Raw genomic sequence first — 12,389 nt, 5'->3', positions numbered from 1 at the left:
GGCTTCGCGCTTTATCTGGATCAAGCGAGGAGACTGACGTGATCGGTGAAGCGATTGCCGGCTATATCGGGCATCGGATCGATGCGAGCGACGGTGAAGGCGGCGCACTTGGCGCTGCCGTCGGCGTGGTGACGTGGAAGGTGGCGACAACCGTCGTGCCGGCGGCAATCGTGCTGGGCGCGGCGGCGTTCGGCTATTCCTATCTCAAGCGCCGACTGCAGGAGACGAAGGCATGATCGGCAGAATTATCGGCGCGCTTGTCGGGCGTGAGATGGACCGGCGCGACGGCAGCGGCGGCGCGAAGGGCGCGGCGCTCGGCTGGATCGCCGGCAGCGCGATGCGGCGCATGGGGCCGCTCGGCCTGGCACTGGGCGGTGCCTATGTCGCAAAGAAGGCGCTCGATCGGCGCCGCGGGCGCACGCGCGGCTGACGAATCCTTGACGTGAACGCCATCGCCGCGCCAAAGGCGCGCATGGCGCAGCGCGATTCCAAATTCGAATTCGACCGCAGGGGCGTGCTGTTCGTCCTGTCCTCGCCCTCTGGCGCAGGCAAGTCCACCATCGCGCGCAAGCTGCTGGCGGCAGAACCGGGCATGAGCGTGTCGGTGTCCGCCACCACGCGCCCGATGCGTGAGGGCGAGCAGGACGGGCGCGAATATCATTTCCTGTCGACCGAGGAATTCAAGGCGCGCGTGGCGCGGCACGAATTCCTCGAATGGGCACATGTCTTCAACTATCGCTACGGCACCCCGCGCGGCCCGGTTAAGCAGATGCTGACCGAGGGGAAGGACGTGCTGTTCGACGTCGACTGGCAGGGTGCGCAACAGCTGTTTCAGCTGGAAGGCGGCGACGTCGTTCGCGTCTTCATCGTGCCACCATCGCTGCGCGAGCTCGAAAAGCGGCTGCGCGATCGCGCGACCGACAGCGAGGACGTGATCCAGTACCGCATGAAGCGGGCCGAGCGGGAACTGTCGCACTGGGACGGCTATGACTATGTCGTGGTCAACGACGACCTGGACCGGTGCTTCGAAAAGGTCCGCAACATCCTGCGCGCGGAACGTGAAAAGCGCTCGCGCAAACCGGGCCTGATCGGCTTCATCCGCGAACGGCAGGAAGAGGCGATCGAAATGGGGCTCGCCACGCGTTAGCGGCTCGCCCGTGGCGGCGTTCCCGCCTCAACGTCCCTCCCGCCCCACTTCGCGCCAGCCGATGTCGCGGCGGCAGAAGCCGGCCGGAAAATCGATGCGATCCACTGCGCGATAGGCGGTGGCTTGCGCCTCCGTCACGGTCGCACCCGTCGCGGTAACCGTCAGCACGCGCCCGCCCGCCGCGACCAGGCGGTCGCCATCGAGCCGCGTTCCCGCCTGGAACACCTGTGCCCCGGTTCCCTCCGCCGCCTCGATCCCGCCGATCGCACCGCCCGTCTGCGGCGTGTCGGGATAGCCGTTCGCGGCCATGACCACGGTCAGCGCGGTCTGCGTGCCGAAGCGCGGGGCAGGCCGTCCCGTCAGCTCACCGGCTTCCGTCGCCAGCATCAACTCGAGCAGATCCTCGTCCAGCCGCAGCATCAGCACCTGGCATTCGGGATCGCCAAAGCGGGCATTGTATTCGATCAGCTTCGGACCCGTGCGAGTCAGCATCAGCCCGGCATAGAGCACGCCGGAATAAGGCATCCCCTCCCGCGCCATCCCCTCGATCGTCGGGCGGATGATCGTCTCGATCGCTTCGGCCTCCAGCGCCGGGGTCAACACTCGCGCAGGGCTATAGGCGCCCATGCCTCCAGTATTGGGTCCGGTGTCGCCATCGCCGACACGCTTGTGATCCTGCGCCGATCCCAGCGTCACGAACGCCTTGCCGTCAGTCAGGACGAACAGGCTGGCTTCCTCGCCCTCCAGAAATTCCTCGATCACCGCCTCGCCGCCCGGCTTCTCGAAGATTGCGGCGATGGCGGCCTGCGCCTCGTCCTCGGTCATCGCCACCGTCACGCCTTTGCCGGCGGCGAGGCCATCGGCCTTGATCACCACCGGGCGGCCGAAATCGCGCGCCAGCGCGGCTCGGGCGCTTTCAAGATCGCGCACGCGGACATAGCCCGCCGTCGGGATATTCTCGCGCGCGCACAGGTCCTTGGTGAAGCCCTTCGATCCCTCGAGCTGCGCGGCGGCCTGCGAAGGACCGAATACCGGCACGCTCGCGGCACGCAGCGCGTCCGACAGGCCGTCGACCAGCGGCGCTTCGGGACCTACGACGACAAAACCGATGTCCTGCGCGCGGCAGAAGTCGATGATCGCCGCATGATCGGTCAGCGGCACGTCGTGCAACGTTGCATGCTGGCCGATTCCGGGGTTGCCGGGGATGGCATGAAGGCTAGTGAGGCGCGGCGATTGCGCCAGCTTCCACGCCAGCGCATGTTCGCGGCCACCCGAACCCAGCAGCAGGACGTTCATGTCTGATCCCTTCGACGATATCCATTCGGGCCGGCTGGTAGCCGAGGCGCGGGAAGGGGACAACGCCGCAGCCCTGTCGGTCGGCGAATTGTCGCAAAAGCTGAAGCGGATGGTCGAGGGCGAGTTCGGCCATGTTCGCCTGCGCGGCGAGATTTCGGGGTACAAGCGCGCCGCCTCCGGCCATGCCTATCTGTGCCTCAAGGATGCCGACGCTGTGATCGATGCGGTGATGTGGCGCGGGGCGGCTGGCCTCGTGCCATTCGTGCCGCAGGACGGGATCGAGGTGATCGCGACGGGCAAGCTCACCACCTATCCCGGTCGGTCGAAATATCAGATCGTCATCGAACGGATGGAACTGGCCGGCGAAGGCGCACTGATGGCGCTGTTCGAACGGCTGAAGGCGCAGTTGAAGGGCGAGGGGCTGTTCGACCGGCCCGAGCCGGCCTGGCCATTCGCCCCCCGGACGATCGGCGTCGTGACGTCGCCAACCGGCGCGGTGATCCGCGACATTCTCCACCGCCTCGCCGACCGCTTCCCCAGCCACGTCCTCGTCTGGCCGGTAAAGGTCCAGGGCCAGGGTGCAGCACAGGAAGTTGCGGCGGCTGTGCGCGGCTTCGATGCCATGCCGGCCGACGGGCCCGTGCGCCGCCCCGATCTCGTCATCGTGGCACGCGGTGGCGGGTCGATCGAGGATTTGTGGGCGTTCAACGAGGAAGCGGTGGTGCGCGCCGTCGCCGATTGCTCGATCCCCATCATCTCGGCGGTGGGCCACGAGACCGATACGACGTTGTGCGACTTCGCGGCCGATCGCCGCGCGCCCACGCCGACCGCGGCGGCCGAGATGGCGGTGCCGGTCCGTGCGGACCTCGCGCACCACGTCGCGACCCTCTCGCTGCGCACCGAGCGTTGCGCACGGCGCTATCACGAGCGCGGCGGTGAGCGGCTGACCGCATTGGTGCGCGTGCTGCCCAAGCGCGATCAGCTGCTCGGACCACAGCGCCAGCGCGCCGACGATGCCGCCGCACGGCTCGATCGCGCGATGGAGCGACGGGTGGCGACTGCGCGCGGCGTGCTCGATCGCGCAGGCGGCGCGTTACGGCCGGCGGTGCTTGAACAGCGGCTCGCGCGGGCGAGCGATCGGCTGGCCGGGCTCGACCGACTGCTCCAGTCCGTCCATCCCGAAAAGCCGCTTGCCCGCGGCTATGCCTGGATCGAGGGGCGGGTGAGCGGCAAGGTCGTGGGCAGCGCAGCCGGCGCGCGGGCGGCCGGCTCGCTCAAGCTGCACTTCGCCGACGGGACCGTGGATGCGCGGGTTGAGCGCGCGGGCGGCAAATCCTATGCTGGCGACCCGCCCGAACAGCCCGATCTATTTTGAGTGAGCGTGCCATGCTGATGTCCTCCAACACCGCCCGTCCGGCCAAGCTGCACTATATGGCGAACGGCTTTCGCATGCTCGCGACCGGCGACCATGTCGTCTGCGCGGTGAGCGGCGAGAAAATCCCGCTCGATGCGCTGCGCTATTGGAGCGTCGTGAAGCAGGAACCCTATGCCAGCGCCGAACTGGCGACCAAGGCGGCGCTGACCGCTTGACCATGCGAATGGCGGCGGCCGTGCTGGCGATCGGCTTGACGGGCACGGCACAGGCACAGCCCGCGCACCCGGCAGTTCAGGCGCGAGCGGATTTTTCCTTCGACGGGCCGATGATCCAGGGCGGAACGGTGCTCGGCACCGCGCCATCCCGGGCTGTCCGCCTCACCTTCAACGGCTCGGACGTGCCGATGGCGCCGGACGGCCGCTTCCTGATCGCCTTCGACCGCGACGCGGGGCCAACCGCGGAAATCGTCGCCACGCGCCCCGATGGCAGCATCGTGCGCCGCACGCTTCAGGTCCAGCCGCGCGCCTGGCGGATCGAACGGCTCAACACCCTGCCGCGCGTGTCGCAGCCCAGCGCCGAGTTCGCGCGCCGCCGCCCCGCCGAATTGGCGCAGATCGCCGCTGCGCGCGCCGTCAATGCCGCGTCGCAAGGCTGGCGGCAGCGCTTCATTTGGCCGGCCACGGGGCGAATCTCCGGCCTGTTCGGTGCTCAGCGCATCTACAAGGGGGAGCCTGGCGCCTATCATGGCGGCGTCGATGTCGCGCGGCCCACCGGCACACCCGTTCTCGCCCCGGCGGACGGCGTGGTCATCCTCGCCGCCGCATCGCCCTTCACGTTGGAGGGGCGGCTGCTGATGATCGATCATGGCATGGGGCTGAACAGCGCGTTCCTGCATCTCTCGCGCATCGACGTGCAGGCGGGCGACATCGTGCGCCAGGGGCAGCCGATCGGCGCGATCGGCATGACCGGCCGCGCGACTGGGCCTCATCTCCATTGGGGCATGCGATGGCGCGATGCAAAGATCGACCCGTTGCTGCTCGCCGGGCCGATGACGCCTGCCGCAAGCTGAACGCGGGGGGCGGTACGCAGTGTTGCTAAAGTGTGGCGAAATTGCCACGCAGCCGTAACAAATGAAAGCGAAGCTAACGCCCGCTTGTGCGAAGAAACTCCTGCAATCTATGTTTGCCCGATTACGCGCCCGTAAACCGTGCGCGTGACGAAAACGGGATGGCGCCGGCCACCTGATAAAAAAGGGGTGCAGCAATATGGTATCGAATGTGCGGAAGCGGTTGCTGACGTCGACGCTGCTGATCAGCGGAACGATGTTTGCCTTGCCAGCTGTTGCGCAGGACGCGGTGGCGGACGATCAGGAATCGATCGTCGTCACGGGTTCGCGCATCGCTCGTCCCAATCTTGAATCGAACAGCCCGATCGCGGTCGTCACCGGCGACCAGGCGACGGAAAATGCCGACATCACGCTCGACACGTTCCTGAACACGCTGCCGCAGGTCAATCCGGCCGGCACCTCGACCTCGAACAATCCGGGCAATGGCGGTCAGTCGAACGTCAACCTGCGCGGCCTGGGTTCGAACCGTAACCTCGTCCTGCTCGACGGCCGTCGCCCGATGGTGTCGGCTGCCGACCAGACGGTCGATTTGAACACCATTCCCCAGGGCTTGATCGAGCGGATCGAAGTCGTCACCGGCGGCGCCGGCGCGACCTATGGTGCCGACGCGATCGCGGGCGTGGTCAACATCCGCCTCAAGGAGAATTTCGAGGGCGTCGATCTTCGCGCGACCTACGCCAACTCGATCCCCGAAACCGACGCGCGCGAATATCAGATCTCGGGCGTGATCGGCGGCAACTTCGCCGACAACAAGGGCAACATCGCCGTCGCGTTCGAATATGCCGAGCGTGAAGGCCTGATCAAGGCGCAGCGTCCGTTCGCGGCGCAGGCGACCTCGACCACCGGCACGCCGCCGACCGGCCGCTTCGTGGAAGTCGCGGGGAACGCCGTCTCGCAAGCGGCGATCAACGCCATCTTCGCGGGTTATGGCGTCGCGGCTGCACAGGCGCCCGTGGCCAACTCGAGCCAGATTCATTTCAATCAGGACGGCTCGCTGTTTGGCGCCGGCATCTTCAACTCGCCGCTCAACGTCTCCAACTATCGCTACGCGGCTGACGGGTCGGACGCGGCTGGTGCGAACCAGAACTTCTTCCCGGATTTCTATTCGTACAACTTCGACGCGATCAACCTGCTGGTGCTCCCGTTCGAGCGCAAGTCGGCGTTCGCCAAGGGTAATTACGAACTGAACGAGTCGTTCGACGTCTTCTTCCAAGGGTCGTATACCGAAACCAAGTCGGCAACCGCGCTGGCGCCGACCCCGATCGGCACGCGCATCTATCGCACCGGCACCTCGCCGAGCACGTCCTTCGCGACGTCGAACCTGGTCCAGACCGGGTTCATCACGAACAGCATCGTGCCGGTTACCAACCCGTTCATCCCGGCCGATCTGCGTGCGCTGCTTGCAACGCGTACGGGCGACGACCCTGCGCTGGTCGGCTCGGGGGCGACCGAACCGATCCGTATGTCGATCCGCTCGCTCAACACCGGCCTGCGTGAGAGCGAGAACACCAACACGGTCATCCAGCTGATGGGCGGCCTGCGCGGCGAAATCGCGCCGGGCTGGCGTTACGAGGCCTATTATTCGTGGGGTCGCACCACGATCGACGTCGCGGCGTCGGGCAACGTCAACGTGCAGAACCTCCAGGCGCTGCTCGAGGCACCCGATGGCGGCAACAGCATCTGCGCAGGCGGTTACAATCCGTTCGGCATTCAGCCGCTCTCGGCAGCTTGCGTCGAATATCTGAACGAGACCGGCTTCACCCGTACCGAGTTCACGCAGCGCATCGCCCAGGGCTATGTGCAGGGTGACCTCGCCACGCTGCCGGCCGGCACGCTCGCGGCGGTCCTCGGCGTCGAAAGCCGCCAGTTCCGTTACGAGTTCGATCCGGGCGCGCTGTCCGGCCCGATCGCCGGCTTCAACACGGCGACGCCCGACCTTGGCACCAACAGCTTCCTCGATATCTTCGGCGAACTCTACGTGCCGATCGCCAAGGGTTCGTCCTGGGCTGACACGCTCGACCTGACGCTCGGCTATCGTGCGTCGCGCAGCGACTTCAACGATATTCAGAACGGCATCGACGGCGATCCGGTCTGGTCCAGCGCCTACAAGGCCGAACTGTCGTGGGCGCCGATCCCGGAAGTCCGCTTCCGCGGCACCTACCAGCGCTCGGTCCGCGCGCCGAACTTTGGTGAGCTGTTCTCGGGCGGCGCATCGTTCGTGCAGGCGTTCGATCCCTGCTCGATCGGCACCAATTTCCGTACGAGCGGCGGTGCCGCCGCCACGGCCCTCTGCCAGGCGACCGGCGTTGGCGCACCGGCATCGTTCGTCGCGACACCGGGTCTGCAGGTCAATCTCGGCATTGCCGGCAACCCGAACCTGAAGCCGGAAAAGGCGGACACGTTCACCGGCGGTATCGCGTTCGACGTCGCCGGGTTCACGGGGTCGATCGACTATTACAACATCAACATCAGCGACCCGGTGTTCGGTCCCGACACCAACCTGTTCATCGCAGCTTGCTACGGTTATCAGGGCGGTCTCAACAGCGGTCTGAGCGCGACGAACCCCTATTGCTCGAGCGTGGTTCGTTCGGGAAGCAACTTCAGCTTCATCGCGGTGGACTCGGCGCTGGGCGGTGACGCCAACTCCAACTTCACCGCGATCAACCAGGGCAAGATCAAGACCTCGGGTATCGACTTCCAGCTCGGCTACAAGCTGCCGACCGCGTTTGTCGGCGAAAGCTCGGCGCTCAACTTCGGTCTGTGGGTCAACTATCTGATCGACTACAAGGTCAACGAACTGCCGGGCGTGACGCTGGACTATGCCGGCTCGGCGTCGGTGTTCGGCGCCGGCCTCGGCACCAGCTTCCCGCGTTGGCGCGGTACCGGCAACGTGGCCTGGAACTTCGATCCGATCACGCTGTCGACCCGCGTCCGCTACATCGACAAGATGGTGAACCGCGCGTCGATCCAGTTCCCGGGCGAAGAGTTCACGGGGCCGGGTTCGGTCTGGTACTTCGACTTCGCGGTCGAAGCCAAGGTCGAAGCGCTGACGCTGCGTCTGGGCGTGAACAACGCGTTCGATCGCCAGCCGCCGCAGTACACGCCGAACGTTCAGTCGGGCACCGATCCGTCGCTGTACGACGTCATCGGTCGCCGTGCCTACGTGCAGGCGCGTCTGAAGTTCTGATCTTCGGACGAGGGGAATATGGGGCGGGAGCGCGGCTGCGTTTCCGCCCCTTTTCTTTTGCCTGGCGCAGCGAACATGATAGCGTCGCCAGCCTGACGAGTTCGATTGGAACAAGCGATGATCCTGTTGACGATCACGGCGTTCGCCGCGGCCGCGCAGCCCGCCCCCGAAGCGAAGAAGGCGGAGGACGCGGTCGTCTGCAAGAACCGCATCCCCAGCGGCACGCGGTTTGCCAAGCGCGTCTGCCGCAAACAGTCCGAAATCGATGCGCAGGCCGAGCGCGACCGCCGGCTGATGGACGAGCTGCAAGGCGGCCCGAAGATGAACCCGGACGAAGGCCCGCCCAGGCCGCAATGATCGGGCGGAACCGTCAATGACTCGCATGGCCGATGTCGTCGCGCTGGCGCAACGCGGCGATCTGATCGCCGCGCGCAAGCTGGGGGAGAGCCTGCTTGCCGCGCGTCCCAAGGACCCCGGTCTGCTGCACCTGGTCGGTGTCGTCACCTGCCAGGCCGGGGACGCAGCACGCGGCACGCCGCTGCTGCGGCGCGCCTTCGCCCTCACACCCCGGGACATGGCGCTGCGCGTCAATTTCGCTCGCGCGCTGCTCGACGTCGGCGCTTATCGCGAGGCGGCGAGCGTGGCGGATGTGCCCGACGCCCCGCCGGAACTGGTCCGGTTACGCGGCGACATCCTGAAGCTGGCCGGCGATCCCGCGCAGGCAATGGCGGCCTATCGCGCCGCCGTGGCTGCACAGCCGGGCGACCATGCGGCGTGGAACAATCTCGGCAATGCGGCGCTCGACGCGGGCGATGGCGACGCGGCGGTGATGGCGTTCGAGCGCGCGTTGGCGCTCTCACCCGGCTCCGCGCTGATCCAGCGCAATCTGGGCAAGGCGCTGGGCGCGGCGGGCCGCTATGCGCAAAGCGTGGAGCGGCTCGAACAGGCGGCGGCGGCCGATCCTTCCGATGCGCTGACGCTGCTCGAACTGGGTCGAGCGCTGAACCGCGTCGGCGCGCATGGCGATGCGCTCGCGCGACTGGGCGACGCTGCGCGGATCGACCGTACCAGCGCCGAGATCTTCGTGGCGATCGGCCTGACCTTCGCCGAGCTCGGCGAGTTCGATCGCGCCGAGCAGGGCTATCGCTTCGCGCTTCAGGCCGAGCCCGGCGACGCGCAAGCCTATCTCAACCTCGGCATCCTGCTCGAACAGGCCAACCGCCTCGACGATCTGGCTGCCTTGCTCGCCGAGGCGACCGCGCGGCTCCCCGAAGGCGATGTGCTGGCGTTCCTCAAGGCGGTCGCGGCGCGGCGCCGGGGGGACGAACGCGGCGCGCTCGCCTTGGCGCAGCAAGTTCAGGGCGACGCCGTCGATACGGTCATCCTCAACCAGCTGATCGGCCAGCTTGCCGACCGGCTGGGCAACACCGACACCGCCTTTGCTGCCTTCCGGCGCATGAACGAGGCGATGGCGCGCGAGCCGATCGCGGCGCGCTTCGACGGAACCGAGCATCGCCGCTACGTCGAGTCACTGGCGCAGCTTACGACGCCCGAATGGGTGGCAAGCTGGCGGCCCGTCACGGTTGCCGCCACGCCGCCCGCGCCGGTCTTCCTCGTCGGCTTCCCGCGTTCGGGCACGACGTTGCTCGACACCGTGCTGATGGGCCATCCGGCCACGCATGTGCTTGAAGAAGAACCCCTGATGGCACGGGTTCGCCAGGGCTTTGACGACATGGCGCAAATCGCCGATCTCGATGAGGCGGCGGTAAACGAACTGCGGGCACGCTATTTCCGCGCGCTGGCCGAAGTCGCGCCGGCCAACCCGGGCAAGCTGGTGATCGACAAGCTGCCGCTCAACCTGCTGCGCGGGCCGCTGATCCACCGCATCTTCCCTGACGCGCGGTTCATCTTCGCGCTGCGTCACCCGTGCGACGCGGTGCTGAGCTGCTTCATGCAGAACTTCAAGGTGAACCAGGCGATGGCGAGCTTACTCGACCTCACCAACGCCGCGCGCTTCTATGATGCCGCAATGGGCTATTGGCAGCAGAGCCGCGCCGTCATGCCGCTCGATGTGCACGAATTGCGCTATGAAGGGCTTGTCGCCGATCTCGCGGGCGAGTTGCGCCCGCTGATCGACTTTCTCGGCCTCGAATGGGACGATCGCCTGCTCGATCACCAGCGCACGGCAAGCGATCGCGGCATCATCCGCACGCCAAGCTACAACCAGGTGACCGAGAAGATCTATGCCCGCGCCAAGGGGCGGTGGACGCGCTATCGCGCTCACATGGCGCCGGTCCTGCCGATCCTCGCGCCCTGGGCCGAGCGCTTCGGCTATGGCCCGCTGGATGCGAACGGTCCGCTGGACGGGGCGAGCGGCGCGGTCGAGTGATCGTCGATCCACGCAACGGCGCGGCTGCGGTCGATCTGGGGCTCGCGGCCCTCGACAATGGCACGGAAGCGTCCGCCATCCCCATGCTGCAAGCGGCAGTCGCGGCCACGCCGCGTCATGCGCCGCTGTGGCAAGTGCTGGGCCTGCTCCACCGCGCCGCTGAAGACCTGGCGCCGGCCGTCGCGGCCTTCGAGCGCGCCGCCGCACTCGCCCCCAGCGACGCTCGGATCGCGCAGGGCCTCGCCCATGCGCGACTTGAAGCAGGGCTGCCCGCGGTTCCAGATTTCGAGCGAGCCAAGCGGCTGGCCCCCGGCGATCTTGGCGTCGAACAGGGGCTGGCCGCCGCCCGGCTGGCCGAACTCGGCGCGGCGGCGGCGGCGGAAGGATTGGCGCCGATCTTGGGGCAGCGACCCGACTGGCTGCAGGGGCACGGCCTGGCCGCACGGCTGCGCTGGCTCGCCGGGCAGCGCGATCGGCTCACCGAGACGATCGACCAGGCAATTGCCGCTGCACCGCGTGACCCGCTGCGCTGGCGGCAGCGGGTGTTCATCCTCAAACAGGGCGAATTGCTGGACCAGGCGCTCGCCACGGTGGGGCGTGCCCGCACGATCGTCGGCAACGATCTGGGCCTGGCGTTCGACGAAGCAACGTTGCTGACCGAAAGCGGGCAGCTGGATGCGGCGGATCGCGCCTTCGCTGCCCTGCCGGCGATCGAAGACCCCTCGGTCGCGGTGCATCGCGCCCGCCATGCGCTGCGGCGTGGACAGGCCGACCGGATTGAGGCGATCGTGCGAACCACGCTGAACGGACCGGGTGCGCCACTGGTCACGCCGTACCTTTCGATCGCCTGGCGGCTGCTGGGCGATCCGCGGTGGAACGCGCTGGAAGGCGACGCCGCGCTGATCCGCGTGGTCGATCTTCCCGGCGACTTCGCGCCGCTGGCCGCGCGGCTGCGCCAGCTTCACGCGCGCAGCGGACAGCCGCTCGAACAATCGGTGCGCGGCGGCACGCAGACCGACGGGCCGCTGCTCTCGCACATCGACCCGGCGATCGCCGCACTGCGTGCGCAACTCGTCGCGGCGGTGCAGCAGCATATCGCGCAACTGCCTGCGCCGCGCGCGGGCCATCCGCAGCTTGGCGCGCGCCGCGATCGACCGGTGCGCTTTGCCGGTTCATGGTCGATCCGGCTGATCGGCCAGGGCTTCCACACCGCGCATGTCCATCCCGATGGCTGGTTCAGTTCGGCCTTCTATGTCGACGTGCCGCCGGTTGCGGCGATGGGCGAGCCGCCAAATGGCTGGCTTCAGCTCGGCCAGCCGCCCGCTGACCTGGCCGGCGGGCTGGAGCCGTTCAGGCTGGTGGAGCCGCGGCCGGGCCGCCTCGTGCTGTTCCCCTCGACCATGTGGCATGGCACGCGGCCGATCGACGGCGGCGAGCGGCTGACCGTGGCGTTCGACGTCGCCCGCCGCTGAGGCGCCGGAACCCGCAGGAGCGCCGCGCCGTTGAAGCGCTAAAGCAGCGCAGGAGGCGGACGTGCCGAAAGGTGACAAGAGCGCTTACACCGACAAGCAGAAGCGCAAGGCCGAGCATATCGAGCAGGGCTATGAGGATCGCGGCGTTCCCGAAAAGGAAGCCGAGCGCCGGGCCTGGGCCACCGTGAACAAGGAATCGGGCGGCGGCAACAAATCGGGTTCGGGCCGCGGCAAGCCCGATACGCATGCCAGCAGCCGCAAGGGCGGGCGCAAGTCGCAGGCCGGCCGGTCCGCCGCGGATCGTTCCGCCGCCGCCAAAAAGGGGTGGGAGACCCGGCGCAAGCGCGGAACGGCCTGAGCCGATCGAGCGCTTGCGGGATGTTCACGCAACCGCATC

At 67.6% G+C, this 12,389-nt stretch carries 12 protein-coding genes; 11 read left to right on the top strand and 1 reads right to left on the bottom strand.

The features are described 5' to 3' along the window. Window positions 1-38 precede the first annotated feature (38 nt). From BFL28_RS10555 to gmk, 3 genes are read left to right on the top strand one after another with little or no spacing between them, the layout of a single operon-like run. On the top strand, window positions 39-236 hold the full coding sequence (locus tag BFL28_RS10555) for a hypothetical protein (protein ID WP_069320510.1): 198 nt from the start codon (window positions 39-41) through the stop codon (window positions 234-236). Continuing rightward, entirely contained in the window at window positions 233-430 is a 198-nt protein-coding gene (locus BFL28_RS10550; protein ID WP_069320509.1) for a hypothetical protein, read from the top strand. The genes BFL28_RS10555 and BFL28_RS10550 overlap by 4 nt, the downstream gene beginning before the upstream one ends. 42 nt (window positions 431-472) lie before the next feature. After that, window positions 473-1,147 (top strand): guanylate kinase, encoded by a 675-nt coding sequence (gene gmk, locus BFL28_RS10545; protein WP_069320592.1) that lies wholly within the window; start codon window positions 473-475, stop codon window positions 1,145-1,147. A gap of 27 nt (window positions 1,148-1,174) precedes the next feature. On the opposite strand, the gene purD is transcribed toward gmk, so the two are convergent. Next, window positions 1,175-2,443 carry a phosphoribosylamine--glycine ligase gene (gene purD / locus BFL28_RS10540; RefSeq protein ID WP_069320508.1) on the bottom strand — a complete coding sequence of 423 codons (1,269 nt, stop codon included), beginning with the start codon at window positions 2,441-2,443 and terminating at the stop codon, window positions 1,175-1,177. Here purD and xseA point away from each other — a divergent pair. The 8 genes from xseA (at window position 2,442) to BFL28_RS10500 (ending at window position 12,350) form a co-directional block, all read left to right on the top strand. Then, on the top strand, window positions 2,442-3,818 hold the full coding sequence (gene xseA / locus BFL28_RS10535) for an exodeoxyribonuclease VII large subunit (RefSeq protein ID WP_069320507.1): 1,377 nt from the start codon (window positions 2,442-2,444) through the stop codon (window positions 3,816-3,818). The genes purD and xseA overlap by 2 nt on opposite strands. A 14-nt stretch (window positions 3,819-3,832) precedes the next feature. After that, the gene (locus BFL28_RS10530) at window positions 3,833-4,033 is read left to right on the top strand and encodes a DUF2093 domain-containing protein (protein WP_069320591.1); all 201 of its coding nucleotides are present in this window, start codon (window positions 3,833-3,835) and stop codon (window positions 4,031-4,033) included. A gap of 2 nt (window positions 4,034-4,035) precedes the next feature. Next, on the top strand, window positions 4,036-4,887 hold the full coding sequence (locus BFL28_RS10525) for a M23 family metallopeptidase (RefSeq protein WP_069320506.1): 852 nt from the start codon (window positions 4,036-4,038) through the stop codon (window positions 4,885-4,887). Window positions 4,888-5,095: 208 nt separating this feature from the next. Next, on the top strand, window positions 5,096-8,131 hold the full coding sequence (locus BFL28_RS10520) for a TonB-dependent receptor domain-containing protein (protein WP_173655724.1): 3,036 nt from the start codon (window positions 5,096-5,098) through the stop codon (window positions 8,129-8,131). Window positions 8,132-8,248: 117 nt separating this feature from the next. Then, window positions 8,249-8,488, top strand: coding sequence for a hypothetical protein (locus BFL28_RS10515; protein WP_069320504.1), 240 nt, complete (start codon window positions 8,249-8,251; stop codon window positions 8,486-8,488). Between the two features lie 16 nt (window positions 8,489-8,504). Next, complete coding sequence (locus BFL28_RS10510; protein WP_079247067.1) at window positions 8,505-10,520, top strand: tetratricopeptide repeat-containing sulfotransferase family protein; 2,016 nt, start codon at window positions 8,505-8,507, stop codon at window positions 10,518-10,520. Beyond that, window positions 10,517-11,992, top strand: a complete 1,476-nt coding sequence (locus BFL28_RS10505; protein ID WP_069320502.1) for a putative 2OG-Fe(II) oxygenase — start codon at window positions 10,517-10,519, stop codon at window positions 11,990-11,992. The genes BFL28_RS10510 and BFL28_RS10505 overlap by 4 nt, the downstream gene beginning before the upstream one ends. A 61-nt stretch (window positions 11,993-12,053) precedes the next feature. Further along, a complete protein-coding gene (locus BFL28_RS10500) occupies window positions 12,054-12,350 on the top strand; it encodes a plasmid stabilization protein (protein WP_069320501.1) in 297 nt (98 codons plus the stop codon). Window positions 12,351-12,389 lie beyond the last annotated feature (39 nt).

It is taken from the genome of Sphingomonas turrisvirgatae, assembly GCF_001721295.1.
Classification (GTDB): Bacteria; Pseudomonadota; Alphaproteobacteria; order Sphingomonadales; family Sphingomonadaceae; genus Sphingomonas; species Sphingomonas turrisvirgatae.
The sequence above is the reverse complement of the archived record's forward strand: the minus strand, read 5'-3'. Positions and strand labels throughout refer to the sequence as shown.

Bases quoted from the DNA above. Each gene is read 5' to 3' on its own strand.
- BFL28_RS10550 (WP_069320509.1), top strand. From the start codon at position 233: ATGATCGGCAGAATTATCGGCGCGCTTGTCGGGCGTGAGATGGACCGG.
- gmk (WP_069320592.1), top strand. From the start codon at position 473: ATGGCGCAGCGCGATTCCAAATTCGAATTCGACCGCAGGGGCGTGCTG.
- xseA (WP_069320507.1), top strand. From the start codon at position 2,442: ATGTCTGATCCCTTCGACGATATCCATTCGGGCCGGCTGGTAGCCGAG.
- purD (WP_069320508.1), bottom strand. From the start codon at position 2,443: ATGAACGTCCTGCTGCTGGGTTCGGGTGGCCGCGAACATGCGCTGGCG.
- BFL28_RS10525 (WP_069320506.1), top strand. From the start codon at position 4,036: ATGCGAATGGCGGCGGCCGTGCTGGCGATCGGCTTGACGGGCACGGCA.
- BFL28_RS10515 (WP_069320504.1), top strand. From the start codon at position 8,249: ATGATCCTGTTGACGATCACGGCGTTCGCCGCGGCCGCGCAGCCCGCC.
- BFL28_RS10510 (WP_079247067.1), top strand. From the start codon at position 8,505: ATGACTCGCATGGCCGATGTCGTCGCGCTGGCGCAACGCGGCGATCTG.